Origin of the sequence: Pedobacter metabolipauper (assembly GCF_004362715.1) — a bacterium.
GTDB lineage: Bacteria > Bacteroidota > Bacteroidia > Sphingobacteriales > Sphingobacteriaceae > Pedobacter > Pedobacter metabolipauper.
In genome coordinates this window covers 302,445-318,804 of the sequence record NZ_SNYC01000007.1, presented here as the reverse complement: position 1 = coordinate 318,804, position 16,360 = coordinate 302,445, and the positions used below count along the sequence as shown (strand labels likewise).

Below are 16,360 nucleotides of genomic sequence, written 5' to 3'. Positions count from 1 at the left end.
TTAAACGACATTTTACCATAAGAATTTAATTGCATACTTTTGTTCTGTTTGGATTAAATAATAGATTTCTGTCAAGAGATTTTGTAATCCTGCTCCCCTATGGGGATATAGCCGGGGGTGTTCGTAGCACTTCCGGTTTTTATAAGGATTGTTAGGGCTGGTAGCTATGCTTTCATAATTTATTTTTTTAAGTTAATTGGATCTGTTAATTCAATTTTTCACAATGATCTTCCGCCCTTCCACCGTAAAGTTCAGCTTACTTAAACGGAGTACATTTAATACATCAGATACATCTTCGCTTCGTTTAATCTTCCCTACATATTCATCTTCAGGTATTGTTCCTGAGTATTCAACCTCAACATCATACCACCTGGAAATCTGCCGCATCACCGTTTTAAGGTCCTGCCGGTTAAACTTGAAATAGCCATTTTTCCAGGCAACAACCATTTCTACGTCTACTTCCGTAATTCCTTTAAAATATCCTGAAAGGGTAATTGCCGACTGCTGACCTGGTTTAAGAATATTTGCTTTTTGATCCGGCCCACTTACCTTTACACTTCCTTCCAGCAAAGTGGTTTTTATTTCAGCCTCATCCGAATAAGCGTTGATATTAAAATGAGTTCCCAACACCTCTACCTGCTGAATTTCTGTTTGTACAATAAATGGCTGTGCTTTCTTTGCAACTTCAAAATACACCTCTCCTGTCATCTCTACCCGGCGTTGAGCCCCGGTAAAGGAGGATGGGAAACGGATGGAAGATGCCGAATTAAGCCAAACTTTTGTACCATCGGGCAAGGTAAGTTTGTACTGGGTTCCTCTGGGGGTTACCACAGAATTATAAGCTTCAGTTGGTTCATTTACAGAATCCATCATCTGATAAATAAGCTGTTCATCTTTTTCATCATCGAGGACCACCTTTGAACCGTTTGCCATAGTAAATATGGCTTTATTTACTCCTGGTGTAATGGGCAAAGAATTTCTGGCACTGGCATTATCAAGCGCGCTATTAACTGCTCCCTTGTTTATAAATAAATAAGCTGCGAAAGAAACAACAACCAGGCAGGCTGCTGCACTGATTAATCGGATCAACGAGATGCTGTTAAAGACCGGGGTGTTACCAAATCCTTTACCATTTGATTTTATATTTATTGGCTTGGCAAGATATGAACGGCTTTTCAATGAATCATTTTCCTGGTCTTTCTTAACGTCTGCCATAATTTGATTACGAATACTGCTTTTTAATTTCTCTTTATCATCGGCATTCATATTTTCGAGAACATTCTCCCTGGCATCAAATGAGTTATTATATGCATCAAGGAATTGTTTCTCTTCCGGAGTAGCCGTACCAGCCCTGTACTTAGACAGGATCTTGAGGAATTGCTCTTTTTCTAGTTTGTGGTTTGATGGCATATATAGATATGACAGCCGAAATTGAAAAAGTCCCACGAAGAAATGAATAAAATGAATATTGGGGTTTTATATTCTTTTTCTAACTTTATACCAGAGAGCGTTAATATGGGGGGTTCATCGAAAGGTGGCCCCTCTTTTTATTTCTAAAGTATAGATTCCCGAAGATGGATCAGGCTTTTTCCCAATTGATTTTGGACGGTTTTACGGGATATCCCTAATTTCTGAGCGATCATCGTTGTGGTTTCATCTTGCTGAAAACGCATCCGAAAAATGATCTGCTGTGAACTTGTCAATGTTTTGAGTAACGCTTCGTATGTTCTAAGCAGTTCCTTTCTTAATAATCCAGAATCTGCTTGTTCCGTTGCGGCTTCTGTTTCAATTAACAGGTCGCTTACGGGTATATATTTTTTTTCTTTCTCAAACCAGTTGAATACTGCATTTTTTACGGCTGTATGTAAATAGGCCGGCAGGTTTTCTATTTTAACAGATTGCCTGTTATTCCACAATTTAAGAAATATTTCCTGGGTAATGTCTTTTGCCTGATCGGCGTCATTCAACCTTTTATAGGCATTGGCGTATACTACTTCCCAATATTTAGTGTACAATATATCAAATGCATTACTGCAATTGTTATGCAGTTGAAGTAAATGGTACTTCTCGTCATGATTAGATATGTCTGTGCTATGCATTAAAAGATCAAATAATAGTCGTTAAATCCTGAGCAAAAAAAGTCTATTGCTATTAAGTAAAGATTATGCAACTATTATTTTTTACGACCGATTTACGGAAAGAAATGGACTGATTTGAATCAAAAATTTCACTATTTAAGTAAACTTTAATCCAAAAGAAAGGATTAATTCACAAAATAATAGCTTTTTTCACGCGTAAAAGGACTTTTAACTTGCTCATCTAGGGTGTGTCTTTCAACAACTGCTTCATTCTCAAAATGATTTCGGCTATCCATATCACGGAGGCCGTACGTTTAAAGAACAAAATGATGAATGGCCGCTTGATACTTTGCTGTAAATGCCTCCACATCAGTATTTCTTCTGCTTCCACTTCTTCCAAACTAAGCGGACTGGATTTTGTAGATTGTTCCAGATACCAGGATTCCAATATCGCATTCTCGGCATCAGTACTCGTCCCATTCAGGTATCTTTTTATCAATTCTGATACGGCATCTTGTCCCATGATATATAGGTTTATATATCAAGACGGCAAACGCAAAGAATAGTACTAAGAAAACATTAAATCAATTCAGTAAAATAGTAAATAGATGAGAAAATTAAAGAGGCCCAATTTCTTTCTTAAGATCTTAAGTGCGCTTGAAATCTGATTTTTTACGGTTTGTTCAGAAATATCCAATCGTTCAGCAATTTCTTTATTTGATAAATGCTCTTTTCTGCTTAGCTCAAATACCGTTCTCATCTTTGGAGAAAGAAAGGAGATCTCTTTCTCTATGATTGCCTTCAATTCTTTAGTACGGATCAAATGATCGGTTTGAGTTACCCCGATATTTATAAAGCGCTGTATGGATTCAACATATTTGGATTTTACCTTTTGATGAACAAGCATGTCAAAAATTCTATTTCGAATGCTGGCGTATAGAAACCCGGCAAAATTATGCTGGATGATGAGCGTAGAATGGTTATCCCATAACGCAGTAAAAAGTTCCTGAACAACATCCCTTGCCTCCTCATGGTGATTAAGAAGCTTATAGGCATGGATATATAGTATCCGGTTATACCTCAAAAATAATTCGCTAAAAGCAACATGGTCAGATGCCTTTAACAAAGTGCATAACTTAACATCAGAAAAAGTCTTATAATCATCTACCGGCATAAAAAGCGTATTGAATAACGGATATCAAAATGATACGTTAAGGTATAATAGAATTGACCATTACTGATCGGAAAATAAAGGATTTGATTGGTTTTTGAATATTAAAGTATTTATAGTATCTCATTTAATTGATTAATTACAATGAGCCTTTTAGATTGCATTAACTGCTAAAATGCTATAAGGCCCGGGGCAGTAGTTCTTATTGACTGACCAGGTTCTCCGTAGGAAGGGGAGGAACAGTTTTAACACTGTTCAGGACGCAATCAATAAGCTGCCCCGGCCTCATAACGTATGTTATAGGTGGCCGGTGCCCACTTATTCCTCGCGCCCCATGAAATTCCTACATAACCCGGACGAGTTCTAAGTGAACACCTTCATATCATTCGATATTTGGTGTTATGTTTAACAATGCTAAGGTAAATATAATTTTTGATATAGCGGTAATAAATTACCGCAAAAATAAGCTAAAAAATAAAAGATTGTAATAAATTACAGAATTTCTCAAAAAATTCCAACATATGTAATAACAATAGAAATACAACTTAGTGAAAATCAGAATAATTAAATTAAACACCACGCGCTGCTTATTATTAAATATTAATCAACATAATTAATAATAATAGTATTAATTTTAAGTGCAATTCTAATTAACATGCAATCCTCCAAATGAATTAACTGACAGGTTATAATCAATCTACATTCCTGAATCTTCTCCGTACTACATACAGCATAAATCACCTTAATTTGAGTTTCATTAACCCCGCTGCCTTTGTATAACCACCTTCAGATCCGTCTACAAAGTGGATGTGATCGTCTTCCAGGTTGCGTACATAGCATGACATCACAGATTCCCTGCTTACATAAAGGCCGTACAAAATTTCTCCCTGCTCTTCTAACGCATCAAGCGACTTTTGTAATAATATCCGTTGTGTTTCCGTACCGGATATAACCGTATTGATCCGTCCGTCTATCACCAGTGTATCAGACATTTCTACCAGGCTGTTCAGATAATTCTTCCCGCTTTCTGTATTAAAATAGATATATCCGTATAAGGTAATAAACCAGTTTTGAAGAAGTTTAAAGATCCTGATCTTACCCAATTTGGCCAGCATCTCTACACGAAAACTATTAAAACTGGTTTTAAGCTTGAGCTTAGGGACTGAGATGGGCTGCCTTTTTTCTGGTGAACCATAAATTTCATCAATGTGGGATATCACTTTGATAAAGGCTTCAGATTGCTTAGCACCCTTAGCCGCAATAGCCAATAAAGTAACCACCTCGAAATTACTTTCCGGAGGAGCAATCTTGTCCCAGCGGCATTGCATTCCACTTAGATCCAGCTCTTCTGTTGATGCTTCAAAATCGGCACGCAGATAGTTTTCACCTTTGATCAGTTTCTCTGCAAAACTTAGTCCGTTACCCAAAACTACCGGTACGGCAAAGGCACCTGACCGCCTGAGCTTGCTGATCCTTAATTCCTCTCCATGCTCATACAGTTTGGTTACCGGTACGGTTCCAACCCGAAGGGTCAGATTAAAATTAGCCAGGGTATTTGTTTCATATAAAAGCAGTGCCCGCATGGATGCATCCATGATCAGTGGCGGCACCAGGAAAGTCGCCCCATCTCCCCCAAAGAAAAAAGGAATGGTTATCCCCGCTTTAAAAGCAATATTAAGAACAGTAACAATACTGCCTGTAGCAATGAGGTTAACCGTTTCATGCAGACCATTAAGCACGGCACTTGTCGAATTTTTAATGTCAGTAATGATCACATGCCAATCGGCAGGAACGACATTAAAAAATGCATCATCACCAAACAGATCACGAAGAGGAACGTCGTTTGCGGGTAATTCCGAATAAAATTGATTGGTGATTGTCGACATAGTCAAGTTTATAAAAAAAGCCCGGTCTACTTACGTAAACAGGGCTCTATAAGATTAATATCCGTTAACGAATACATGTGGGCTTTTTTTATAGCGTCCGGATTTTAATATTTCTCCATTGGCTGGATCCAGGGTGCTCCTGTAAGGCGATCTTACCTTTGTTTACTTTAGCAAAATTGGCGAACATATTGCCTTTAAATTTACTGTTAGTAATAAGCGCATTCCAGGCTTCGCTACCAATTTGTCCGTCAAATGTTTTAATTCCGTTTAACCAGAAAGTTAAGTGCCCTTTATTTTGGATCAGTTTAACCTGGTTCCATTCACCAACCGGTTTAGGTTTAGAAAGACTGGCATCACCAGACATATCATATAATAAACCTGCAAGGTGATTTTCCTTTTTATTATCATCGGCATCTATGTTATCAAGAACCTGCATCTCAGGACCTGTCATCCAGGTATATGGGAATTTTTTATCTTCCTGAATATTGAAAATAATCCCGCTGTTACCACCTTTAGAGATCTTCCATTCCAGGTTTAACTCATAGTTTTCAAACTCTTCATTCGTAACGATGTCGCCACCGCCTCTGCGTTGTGTCTCATCAAATACGATCGCTCCTTCTATTACCTTCCATTTAGCACCAACAGTATCTTTAAGATAAGTGTGCCATCCTTTGGTTGTACTTCCGTCAAACAATAGCTTCCAGCCTTGTTTAATTTCTTTTTTAGTAAGGGTATTTGGCTTTTGGGCCATACTTGCACTGCAGAATAATGCCAGTATCGTAAAAATAATCAGGTTCTTTTTCATTTGTTTTATGTTTTTGAATGTCCGAAGGTAATAAATAGTAAACATTTCTTTTACCATCACTTAAAATTAGTCAAATCTGTTACAGAACTTGGATTTAATCAGACCCCAATTAATAATTGAAACAATATACGACGCAAATGCGTTTTGTACTCAGTTAAATTATCCCTCTACTAAAGCGCAATGGCTAAAGAAATTAAAGCGATCAAATGTCCGCAGTGCGGAAGCACAGCCAAAACAGAAATAAGACCAGAAGTTTACCGGTGTACCAGCTGTCAGACTGAATATTTTCTGGACGACAATAACATTACCGTAAATTATAACCACAATTACAATCATAATTATCCAAATAATTCAGGTCTAACACCATATCCTAAATTAAGAAAAACACTAAATATTGTTAGCCTGGCATTTGGGATTCTTTTTCTAACCGTATTTGTCATCTCTCTTCTTACAAAAGATAAAACCACTTCCGGTTATGTAACCGCATCTGCTGATGGTAATGAAGAAAAGGAATTCGATGCTTCTACTTATGACGTTTATCCAATGCTGCATTCAGAAACCTTAAACCCAATGGCAATGGCTGTAGAAAACAGGGATTACAATGCGGAAGGTGACAAAACAAAAGATGGCTTGTACGTTGCTTTTTATGATGTGCTGACCAAACAACAAATTGGTGAACAGAAAGTAGGGAATGACGATCTAAGCAGTTCAGACATAAAAGTAAAAACATTTTCTGATGGCAATACCTATATCATTGTTGGGAATATATTATATCAGGCAGACCGAAAAGCCGGTAAACTTACCGATGTTGGAAAGCTATGGTTTGCATCAAAAACTGAACTTCAGGTGGGCATAGCTACTGCAACTTTTATTTATGATGATTATGGCGATGGTCTGATCCTGATGACCAATGACGGTAAGAAACTATATTACTATCCGCTGGTAAAGAAATTATACAGTGAAGATGAACTCGACCGCGCTCAGGAAGGGTTTGATTCCTTATTGCCGGGCTCTAAAGAGAAAGACTATTTTACATTTACAAAGGAAAGCACCGACTTTTCAAATGAAAAGATCCAGTTGTTAAAAATCCGGTATAAGGATAATGTTGGCGGCCCAAAAGACATGGTCGAAAAACCATCCTGGCGAAAGGATTATGGTGGTTCTGGCATCTTCACAGATCGTGATCCATATACTAAAGAGCTGATCGGTTCTCCTGCTGAGAGCCGGATCATAAGTTGGAAAGATTTTACTCCCGGAAGATCCTACTTTTCTCCGGATGTTGTATTTGACGATGGCAGCTCTTTGCTAATTCAGTTTAAAGCGGATGCAAATCCTAAAAGTCCATATAAGATCCAACAACTAAATACCAGCACCAATGCTGCAGAGTGGACCTTAACCCTAAATGATGAAGAGAATTTCAGCAAGGTCATTAAATATAAAACCGGGTATCTGGTCGTTACCAGACAGGATAGCATTAAACTACTTGACTTTAAAGGCCATAAAAAAACCGCTTTTAAAATTAATTAACAACCAACATAACCGCATCCTATTAAGGATAGCATAAAAAAAATAAAATATGGGATTAGGAGATTTTTTCAGAAAACAGCTGCGTACCGTTATTGAATGGAAAGACCAGCAACCAGATCTGTTGTTGTACAAATTCCCTGTACCTACTTCAGAGATTAAAGACAACAGTCAGCTGCTTATTTCTCCAGGCCAGGGCTGTATTCTCGTTTATGAAGGCCAAATCAAAGATGTACTTAATGAGGAGGGTTTATACACTTTAAATACAGACAATTTACCATTTATTACAAACCTGATGAAGTATATGCAGCTATTTGAAAGCGAGCATAAAACACATCTGTATTTTTACCGCAAGGCGGACAGTGTAAACCAGCCATGGGGAACGCCATCTCCGGTAAAATATCTGGATAGTGAATATAAAATCCCGGTTGAACTCGGTATTTATGGTAATTACAGCATGCGGATCTCCGATCCATTGCTTCTTTTCAAAGAAATTATCGGTTCTAAGGATATATATTCCACAGCTGATGCCAAAGACCTCCTCCTTTCCCGTTTACCACAAACCCTTATTTCGCATTTGGCACAGGCAAAACTATCTTATATTGACATTGATGCACAGCTGATGGTCCTTGCTGAAGCATTAAAGGAAAAACTAAATTCAGAATTCACAAAAGTGGGACTCGAATTAAAAGACTTTAAGATCCAGGGAACTTCATTTGACGTTTCAACACAAGAGCGCATGAACAGAATTGCCGATATAACTGCCGATAGCAGGGCTGCTTCAGAAGGCGGCTTGACTTACCTGGAGATAGAAAAACTTAAAGCACTCCGTGATGCTGCAAGAAACGAAGGCGGTCTGGCAGGTGCCGGGTTACAACTGGGCTTCGGAATGGAGATGGGTAAAGTTTTAGAAGACAAAAAAGAAGAAGTTACGGCTTACGATCCCAAAGCAGATCCTGTAGTTCAGCTTCAAAAGCTAAAATTACTGCTTGATGAAGAGATCCTTACCCGGGAAGAGTTTGATGCAAAAAAGAAAGAGATCCTAAGTAAGATGTAATTTCTATAGTAACTTTAAAATTATACCTTTATTTAAATATAATCTATTTAAATACGATATAGTTAAATAATGAAAAAGATATTACTTAGCCTGATGCTCTCCGCTTCTGTATTGCTGGTCAATGCCCAGGCTTCCAAAAATGAACAAAGCAAGGTACAGGAAAGCATTGTTAAATTCTTTGACGGACTTTCGGAACTTGACGCTGCAAAATTAAAAATGTACTCTACAAATGATTTTATGTTATTGGAAAATGCAGAGGTCTGGAACCTCGATTCACTGACAAAGAATTTTGAACAGTATAGATCAAGGAACATGATCCGGGTAAATTCATTTGATTTTATAAAAACTGAAGTGACCGGAAAAACAGCATGGGTGGCTTATCACAATTCTGCGGCGATTAAAATTAAAGATCGTGACGTCAAAATTAACTGGCTTGAAAGCGCAGTATTGGTCATGGAGGGTGGCATTTGGAAAATAAAGCTCATGCACTCTACCGTTGTGCCCAAACCTAAATAACAGATTGACAACAAAATATGCCAATTACAGCGAAATATTAGGCATTATTTGCAATATTAAAATATTTTTTAAACTAGAGGCGAAAATATTTGATACATAGAGTTTTAGTTTTTATATTTGTAAAAATTAATATATAATATAATGCAACAAGGAACAGTAAAATTTTTCAATGAGACTAAAGGTTTTGGATTTATCGTACCATCTAATGGCGGTAGCGAAATCTTTGTACACGTTTCAGGCTTAATCGACAGCATTCGTGAAAACGATACGGTAAGCTACGATGTAGAAGAAGGCAAAAAAGGCCTGAACGCGGTAAATGTTAAAGTAATCTAAGGATCAATACATAAATCGTACGAAACACCCACCTCGTGGGTGTTTTTTTTTGCCCTCTTTTTTGTAATTATTTGATTTTAATAAGTTTTGATTTGAAAAGCATATTTTCATTCATCAACTAAGGAATAGATTTGTAGTGTAAAATAAACACTAAGTAATCGCATATCCTTAAAAGATCAAAGATGCCCAAACTATCTTTATATACTATTGTTCTTTATTTTTTTCTTTCCGGTGCGGTATCTGCCAGGGCTCAAACCTTAAATTTAAGGACCGCCATTGAAACTGCACTTAAAAATTACGGCACCATAAAAGCCAAAGAAAACTATGCAAATGCATCAGGAGAAGGCATTATACAAAGCAGGCGCGAATATCTGCCCAACTTTACCCTGTCTGCCCAGCAAAGTTTCGGAACCATAAACGGACAAAACGGACCACTGGCCGCCCTCGGTGGAAACGTTGCATCATCTGGCCCAGGCCTGTCTGAGCAAAATTGGAATGCTGCATTTGGTGCGTTATACCTCAGCAATATCAATTGGGACTTCTTTACCTTTGGAAGAGCAAAGCAGCGGATAAATGTTTCAAAAGCAGTCTTTAAACGGGACACGGAAGATCTGGAACAGGAAAAATTCCAGCATCAGATCCGTGTCTCCGCAGCCTATCTGAATCTTGTTGCCGCGCAGCGGTTAACCAGATCGCAAAAAAACAATCTCGAAAGGGCCATCATCTTTAAAAACAATGCCACCGTTCGCGCTGCCAATGGCCTAATTGCCGGCGTAGATTCATCGCTGGCCAGCGCAGAAGTATCAAGTGCCAGGATCGCATTTACCAAGGCCAGAGATATTGAGCAAGAACAAGCCAACAAACTCGGCATCCTGATGGGTATAAATGTGACTGAACTTACCGTTGATACCGGGTCCATCAACCATGTTCCCAAGCTGCTCAGCACTGCCGATACCAGCACCGACCTGAGCACCCATCCGGTTTTAAAATTTTACAGGGACCGCGTAGCACTGAGTAACGAGCAAATGGACTATTATAAAAAACTGATGTATCCTACCTTCACCTTTATTGGCGTACTTCAGGGCAGGGGCTCCGGCTTCAGGGCCGATTACCTGTTAAATCAAAATGAGTTTACACGGAACTATGCCGATGGCATAACCCCTACCCGTACCAATTACCTGTTTGGGATTGGTTTGAGCTGGAACTTAACCAGCATATTGAGGAACACCCCCCAGGTTAGGGCACAGCGCTACATTTCAAACGGCTTAGAAAACGAATATGAACTGGTTAACCAGCAGTTTCATGCGCAACTGGCATTGGCAGACAATAAAATTAAAAATGCAATGGCCAACTACCTCGAAGCACCAGTTCAGGTAAAGGCAGCATCTGATGCCTACCTTCAAAAAAGCGTACTTTATAAGAATGGCTTAACAACCATAGTTGACCTTACACAGGCCCTTTACACCCTCAACAGGGCAGAAACCGACCGTGACATTGCCTATACCAATGTATGGCAGGCCGTATTGCTTAAATCTGCTGCCCTGGGTGATTTTAACGTTTTTATTAATGAATTTTAGTCCAGCATAACCATGAATTTAATCCGTTTTGCCCTTCGTAAGCCCATCTCCATCATGGTTTTTGTTGCAGGCCTGCTTTTCTTCGGCATCAATGCCATGAGAACCATCAAAGTAGATATCCTGCCACAGATGAATCTGCCGGTAATCTACATTGCGCACCCTTTTGGTGGCTATACACCAACACAAATGGAGTCTTACTTTGGTAAAGGCTACATCAATATCCTGCTATTTGCCAATGGTATAAAGACCATTGAAACCAAGAATACCCAGGGCCTGATGCTGATGAAGCTTACCTATTATGAAGGAACAAACATGGCACAGGCTGCATCTGAGCTTAGTGCCTTATCTAACCGTGCCCAGGCTATTTTCCCAGCCGGATCACAACCTCCTTTTATCATCCGGTTTGATGCCTCGTCCCTGCCCGTTGGCCAGCTCGTACTCAGCAGCCCCATTAAAACCAATAATGAACTGCAGGATATTGCCAATACCTATGTACGTTCCTCCTTTACTTCCATACCTGGCCTGCTTTCACCTGCACCATCCGGAGGTAGTCCGCGTACCATAGAGATCAATGTAAATCCGGGTCTGATGCGCTCCCACAACCTGACCATAGACCAGGTGATTGAAGCCATCCGGATCAACAACCCCACCTCTCCTCCCGGAAATGTCCGCATAGGAGATATAAACTACCTTACCCCTACCAATTATAACATAAAAAAGGTTAAGGACTTTGAAAGTATTCCACTGTTTAAAGGAGGCGTTCAGAACCTATACCTTCGCGATGTAGCTACGGTAAAAGATGGTGCCGATGCAACCGTAGGATACGCACTCATTAACGGGAAGAGATCGGTATATTTAAATATAGCAAAATCTGCAGATGCCTCAACCTGGGAGGTGGTCAACAAGCTTAAAGAAAACTTGCCTGCCATTCAAAGTACCTTACCGGAAGATGTAAAGCTGACCTATGAGTTTGACCAGTCCATTTACGTGATCAATGCCGTAAAAAGCTTAATCAGTGAAGGTGTAATCGGAGCTGTATTAACCGGATTAATGGTCTTGTTATTTTTAGGCGATAAACGTGCCGCCCTGATTGTAATCCTCACCATACCAACCTCAATCATTGCCGGTGTGCTCTTCATGAAACTATTTGGACAAACCATCAATATCATGTCGCTCAGCGGACTGGCCCTGGCCATTGGCATCTTAGTGGATGAATCCACCGTTACCATAGAAAATATCCACCAGCATTTTGATATGGGTAAACCCAAGGCACTGGCCATTTGGGATGCCTGCCGTGAAATTGCATTCCCCAAATTACTGATCCTGTTTTGTATCCTTGCAGTATTTGCTCCAGCCTTTACCATGTCTGGTATACCCGGGGCCTTATTCTTACCCTTAGCCCTCGCCATAGGTTTTTCTATGGTCATCTCATTTTTATTGTCGCAAACTTTTGTTCCGGTCCTTGCCAACTGGCTGATGGTTGCGCATCCCAAAAAACATGTAAAAACAGATCCATCTATTACTGATGATGAAGACGAGTTTAACCAAACCGGTTTAACACTCGAATCGGAACACGCGACTTTTGAGCAAAAGAAGATCCTTGTTGAACGCGAAGATTTTAATGATGACGGAAAAATCACGTTGTTCGACCGGTTTAGAAACTGGTTCATGCGTTTCCTTGACCGGATATTTGTTTTTCGAAAAGCAGCAGTATTGGTTTACCTGGTATTGATCATTGGGGCAGCCGCACTGCTGTTATTAAATATTGGCCGTGATGTATTGCCTAAAGTTAATTCCAGCCAGTTTCAGCTTCGCATGAGAGCACCAGACGGTACCCGTTTAGAGCGTACTGAAGAAAAAGCAAATATGGTATTAAGCCAGATCAAAGAAATTGCGGGGCCGGAGCATATTGGTATTTCATCAGCCTATGTTGGTCAGCATCCGGCACTCTTCTCTGTAAACCCGATCTACTTATTTATGGCAGGCCCGCATGAAGCCGTGTTCCAGGTTTCACTTAAAGATTACCATGAAGATATGGACGAGTTTAAAGACCAGTTAAGAGCGCGGGTAAAGAAAATAGATCCGCATCTTAAAATGTCATTTGAACCCATAGAACTTACGGATAAAGTACTGAGCCAGGGATCTCCAACCCCGGTTGAGATCAGGATTACCGGCAGAAATAAGAAACTGAATGAAGAATATGCCAACAAACTGGTAACCAAATTAAAGGCGGTGGAGTATATGCGCGATGTGCAGATTGCCCAGTCCACCAAATACCCGGCTTTAAATATTGACATTGATCGTGTTAAAGCGGCTCAGCTTGGTGTAGACCTGGGCGACATTTCAAGGTCACTGATTGCGTCAACCTCTTCATCCAGGTATACAGAAAAAAACAACTGGCTGGATGAAAAAGTAGGCCTTTCCTATGGTGTACAGGTACAGGTACCTTTTAACCAGATGAACAGTATAGAAGATCTTGGTGAGATCCCGGTATCGAGAAATAATAGCAGACCGGTATTGAGTGATGTAGCAACCATTACTGCAGATACTACTTATGGTGAGAATGACAACCTGGGTGCCATGCCCTACCTTTCGATAACAGCAAACTTGAATAAAACAGATCTTGGTACAGCCAATGCCGCTGTTAAAAACGCCATAGATGAGATTGGCGAATTGCCGAGGGGATTAAACATTGAGGCCATTGGTATGGGCAAGGTGCTGGATGAAACGCTGAGCAGCCTGCAATCCGGATTACTGATTGCCATTGTAGTGATCTTCCTCATGTTGTCGGCAAATTTCCAATCCTTCCGGGTGCCGCTTGTGATATTAGCCACGGTACCGGCAGTAGTATTGGGTGCTTTATTGCTGCTTACCATCACCGGGTCAACACTCAACCTGCAGTCATACATGGGAATTATCATGTCTGTAGGGGTTTCCATTGCCAATGCGGTCTTACTCATTACCAATGCAGAAGAACTTAGAAAGGTAAACGGAGATGCATTAAAATCGGCACGCGAAGCGGCAGGGCTAAGGTTACGACCAATCATCATGACCAGTCTGGCTATGATTGCCGGTATGCTGCCAATGGCGATAGGACATGGCGAAGGAGGAGATCAGGTATCACCGCTGGGAAGGGCTGTAATTGGTGGTCTTATTGCCTCAACATTTGCTGTACTATTTATACTTCCGCTGGTTTTTGCATGGGTACAGGGAAAGGTTTCTACCACATCACTTTCTCTCGACCCTGAGGATACGGAAAGCATTCACTACATTAAAGGATTAGATCATTAACAAAGGTTAAGCACATAAAAAGATGAATACAAGAATAAATAAAGCAGGATTTCTTTTAAGCATTGCCGCATCGGTATTACTGATCAGCAGCTGCCAGGAGGAAAAGAAAAAAACCACTGCAGAAAAAGTACCAGAGATTGAAACCTTTGTATTGAAAGAACAAAAGATGGCTACCTCACTAAAAATGCCTGGAGAACTGATTGCCTATCAGCAGGTAGACCTGTATGCAAAGGTAAGCAGCTTTGTAAAGACCTTAAAGGCAGACATTGGATCTGAAGTTAGCCAGGGACAGCTTTTAATGACATTAGAGGCACCCGAACTTTCATCGCAGCTTGCAGCCGCCGAGTCCAGACTTAAAGCACAGGAGGCGGTATATACAGCTAGTAAAGCAAACTACGATCGTTTATTTGAGACCAGTAAAACACCAGGTACTATCTCAAAGAATGACCTGGACCAGGCCATAGCCAAAAGAAATGCGGATTTTGCGCAGCTAAGTGCAGCCAGAGCTGCATTTAAAGAAGTTGGCAATATCCAAAACTACCTGGAGATTAGAGCACCGTTTAGCGGCATCATCTCTTCCAGAAATGTAAACCTGGGTGCTTTTGTAGGTCCATCCGGAAAGGGTTCTGAATTTCCCTTATTTACCCTGCAGGAACAAAAACATCTGCGCCTTGCAATCTCCATTCCGGAGATCTACACCGGATATCTTAAAACCGGAAATGAGGTAAGCTTTACAGTCAGATCTAAACCATCTGAAGTTTTCAAAGCTAAAATAATAAGATTGTCTGGTGCTTTAGACCAGCGTTTGCGTGCAGAAAGAGTAGAAATTGATGTATTTAATGCTGATAAACAGCTATTACCGGGAATGATTGCCGAAGTTTCTATCCCCTTACCGGCAATTAAAGGAACTTATTCTGTTCCTAAAACTGCAATTATTGACAGTGATGAAGGAATCTATGTCATTAAAGATGAAAACAATAAGGCATCGAGGGTTATGGTAAAAAAAGGAAGAGAAAGTGATGATAAAGTTGAAATATTTGGAGATTTAAAAGAAGGTGACCGCATAGTAAGTAAAGCCAGTGAAGAGATTAGACCGGGAACTGTAATCAAACCATAATTTTATAGTTACATTACAGTTACAATAAAAAATAATCCTGAAAATTTCCGCATTTTTAGGATGTGAAAAAGATCATGACCCTCAAGGAATTTTATGAGATGTTCTCCGTTAACCGCCCGGATGTTAGGATACCTAACTTAACGGACGTTGCAAACGTTGGGCATTTCAATGTATTTAAGCGACATGGTTATTGTTCCATAAACCCTACCCCTTTCAACAGAAGGGACTTTTATAAAATTAGTTTTGTAATTGGAAAGGGTGTACTTCACTATCCAAACCAACGTATTGAGATAGATGGCTGTGCCTTATTTATTACAAATACCACAATCCCCTATTCATGGGAAGCAACCTCTGAGTTTCAATCCGGTTATTTTTGTCTGTTCACGGAGAACTTTATCCGCCAGCGTGCCGAGCCTTTTAAAGATTCCATTTTAGGTAAGATCCAGGAAAACCCGGTATTCTTTCCCAATGAAAAGCAAAAACAGGATATCTGCACCCTTTTTGAAAAGATGATCACTGAAATGGGAGAAGATTACCTGTATAAGAATGACATGATCCGCAATTATATCAACCTGCTGATCCATGAAGCCATTAAGCTGCAGCCCAAAACCCCTGTTATCAGGTCTAACAATGCAGCTGCCCGCATTACTTCCTTATTCTTTGATTTGCTGGATCAGCAATTTCCCATTTATTCGAGTGACCATATCCTGGATCTAAGAACAGCAAATGACTTTGCAGCGCGTTTAAACGTGCATGTAAACCATTTAAACCACGCCGTAAAAGAAGTTACCGGTAAAACGACCTCTGAACACATATCGGCACGTATTGCCAATGAAGCCATTGCCCTGCTGCAGCATACCGACTGGAATATTGCTGAAATTGGCTATTGCCTTGGGTTTCAGTATCCGGCAAATTTTAACCTGTTCTTTAAACGCCAAACCCTGGCCATCCCTAAATCATTTAGGGAAAAAACTACGGAAACGCACCTTCGAAAGGTCGTTTAAC

General features: G+C 40.0%; 14 protein-coding genes. 8 read left to right on the top strand and 6 right to left on the bottom strand.

Annotation, left to right across the window (positions count from 1 at the left end; translation table 11 throughout):
* Positions 1 to 210: 210 nt before the first annotated feature.
* From ATK78_RS20095 to ATK78_RS20070, 6 genes are all read right to left on the bottom strand, one after another.
* Positions 211 to 1,410: a FecR family protein gene (locus tag ATK78_RS20095; protein WP_133577920.1), complete on the bottom strand. Its 1,200-nt coding sequence runs from the start codon at positions 1,408 to 1,410 to the stop codon at positions 211 to 213.
* A gap of 143 nt (positions 1,411 to 1,553) precedes the next feature.
* On the bottom strand, positions 1,554 to 2,099 hold the full coding sequence (locus ATK78_RS20090) for an RNA polymerase sigma factor (RefSeq protein WP_133577919.1): 546 nt from the start codon (positions 2,097 to 2,099) through the stop codon (positions 1,554 to 1,556).
* A gap of 220 nt (positions 2,100 to 2,319) precedes the next feature.
* Positions 2,320 to 2,601 carry a hypothetical protein gene (locus ATK78_RS20085; RefSeq protein WP_133577918.1) on the bottom strand — a complete coding sequence of 94 codons (282 nt, stop codon included), beginning with the start codon at positions 2,599 to 2,601 and terminating at the stop codon, positions 2,320 to 2,322.
* 66 nt (positions 2,602 to 2,667) lie between these two features.
* Positions 2,668 to 3,252, bottom strand: coding sequence for an RNA polymerase sigma-70 factor (locus ATK78_RS20080; protein WP_133577917.1), 585 nt, complete (start codon positions 3,250 to 3,252; stop codon positions 2,668 to 2,670).
* A gap of 734 nt (positions 3,253 to 3,986) precedes the next feature.
* Positions 3,987 to 5,135: a DUF3095 family protein gene (locus ATK78_RS20075; RefSeq protein WP_133577916.1), complete on the bottom strand. Its 1,149-nt coding sequence runs from the start codon at positions 5,133 to 5,135 to the stop codon at positions 3,987 to 3,989.
* An 88-nt stretch (positions 5,136 to 5,223) separates the two neighbouring features.
* Positions 5,224 to 5,940: a 3-keto-disaccharide hydrolase gene (locus tag ATK78_RS20070; protein WP_133577915.1), complete on the bottom strand. Its 717-nt coding sequence runs from the start codon at positions 5,938 to 5,940 to the stop codon at positions 5,224 to 5,226.
* A 180-nt stretch (positions 5,941 to 6,120) separates the two neighbouring features.
* Here ATK78_RS20070 and ATK78_RS20065 point away from each other — a divergent pair, with 180 nt between their 5' ends.
* The 8 genes from ATK78_RS20065 (at position 6,121) to ATK78_RS20030 (ending at position 16,359) form a co-directional block, all read left to right on the top strand.
* Positions 6,121 to 7,467 (top strand): hypothetical protein, encoded by a 1,347-nt coding sequence (locus ATK78_RS20065; protein ID WP_133577914.1) that lies wholly within the window; start codon positions 6,121 to 6,123, stop codon positions 7,465 to 7,467.
* Between the two features lie 49 nt (positions 7,468 to 7,516).
* A complete protein-coding gene (locus ATK78_RS20060) occupies positions 7,517 to 8,521 on the top strand; it encodes an SPFH domain-containing protein (RefSeq protein WP_133577913.1) in 1,005 nt (334 codons plus the stop codon).
* A gap of 69 nt (positions 8,522 to 8,590) precedes the next feature.
* On the top strand, positions 8,591 to 9,037 hold the full coding sequence (locus ATK78_RS20055) for a nuclear transport factor 2 family protein (protein WP_133577912.1): 447 nt from the start codon (positions 8,591 to 8,593) through the stop codon (positions 9,035 to 9,037).
* 141 nt (positions 9,038 to 9,178) lie between these two features.
* Positions 9,179 to 9,370: a cold-shock protein gene (locus ATK78_RS20050; RefSeq protein ID WP_133577911.1), complete on the top strand. Its 192-nt coding sequence runs from the start codon at positions 9,179 to 9,181 to the stop codon at positions 9,368 to 9,370.
* Positions 9,371 to 9,552: 182 nt separating this feature from the next.
* The gene (locus tag ATK78_RS20045; protein WP_133577910.1) at positions 9,553 to 10,947 is read left to right on the top strand and encodes a TolC family protein; all 1,395 of its coding nucleotides are present in this window, start codon (positions 9,553 to 9,555) and stop codon (positions 10,945 to 10,947) included.
* Positions 10,948 to 10,959: 12 nt separating this feature from the next.
* Positions 10,960 to 14,238 (top strand): efflux RND transporter permease subunit, encoded by a 3,279-nt coding sequence (locus ATK78_RS20040; protein ID WP_133577909.1) that lies wholly within the window; start codon positions 10,960 to 10,962, stop codon positions 14,236 to 14,238.
* A gap of 22 nt (positions 14,239 to 14,260) precedes the next feature.
* Positions 14,261 to 15,355, top strand: a complete 1,095-nt coding sequence (locus ATK78_RS20035; RefSeq protein WP_133577908.1) for an efflux RND transporter periplasmic adaptor subunit — start codon at positions 14,261 to 14,263, stop codon at positions 15,353 to 15,355.
* Positions 15,356 to 15,429: 74 nt separating this feature from the next.
* Complete coding sequence (locus tag ATK78_RS20030) at positions 15,430 to 16,359, top strand: helix-turn-helix domain-containing protein (protein ID WP_208112407.1); 930 nt, start codon at positions 15,430 to 15,432, stop codon at positions 16,357 to 16,359.
* The last annotated feature ends 1 nt before the right edge of the window (position 16,360 follow it).

What these genes read in the sequence shown, in the direction of transcription:
- ATK78_RS20095 (WP_133577920.1), bottom strand. Translation starts at nt 1,410, where the DNA reads ATGCCATCAAACCACAAACTAGAAAAAGAGCAATTCCTCAAGATCCTG.
- ATK78_RS20090 (WP_133577919.1), bottom strand. Translation starts at nt 2,099, where the DNA reads ATGCATAGCACAGACATATCTAATCATGACGAGAAGTACCATTTACTT.
- ATK78_RS20085 (WP_133577918.1), bottom strand. Translation starts at nt 2,601, where the DNA reads ATGGGACAAGATGCCGTATCAGAATTGATAAAAAGATACCTGAATGGG.
- ATK78_RS20080 (WP_133577917.1), bottom strand. Translation starts at nt 3,252, where the DNA reads ATGCCGGTAGATGATTATAAGACTTTTTCTGATGTTAAGTTATGCACT.
- ATK78_RS20075 (WP_133577916.1), bottom strand. Translation starts at nt 5,135, where the DNA reads ATGTCGACAATCACCAATCAATTTTATTCGGAATTACCCGCAAACGAC.
- ATK78_RS20070 (WP_133577915.1), bottom strand. Translation starts at nt 5,940, where the DNA reads ATGAAAAAGAACCTGATTATTTTTACGATACTGGCATTATTCTGCAGT.
- ATK78_RS20065 (WP_133577914.1), top strand. Translation starts at nt 6,121, where the DNA reads ATGGCTAAAGAAATTAAAGCGATCAAATGTCCGCAGTGCGGAAGCACA.
- ATK78_RS20060 (WP_133577913.1), top strand. Translation starts at nt 7,517, where the DNA reads ATGGGATTAGGAGATTTTTTCAGAAAACAGCTGCGTACCGTTATTGAA.
- ATK78_RS20055 (WP_133577912.1), top strand. Translation starts at nt 8,591, where the DNA reads ATGAAAAAGATATTACTTAGCCTGATGCTCTCCGCTTCTGTATTGCTG.
- ATK78_RS20050 (WP_133577911.1), top strand. Translation starts at nt 9,179, where the DNA reads ATGCAACAAGGAACAGTAAAATTTTTCAATGAGACTAAAGGTTTTGGA.
- ATK78_RS20045 (WP_133577910.1), top strand. Translation starts at nt 9,553, where the DNA reads ATGCCCAAACTATCTTTATATACTATTGTTCTTTATTTTTTTCTTTCC.
- ATK78_RS20040 (WP_133577909.1), top strand. Translation starts at nt 10,960, where the DNA reads ATGAATTTAATCCGTTTTGCCCTTCGTAAGCCCATCTCCATCATGGTT.
- ATK78_RS20035 (WP_133577908.1), top strand. Translation starts at nt 14,261, where the DNA reads ATGAATACAAGAATAAATAAAGCAGGATTTCTTTTAAGCATTGCCGCA.
- ATK78_RS20030 (WP_208112407.1), top strand. Translation starts at nt 15,430, where the DNA reads ATGACCCTCAAGGAATTTTATGAGATGTTCTCCGTTAACCGCCCGGAT.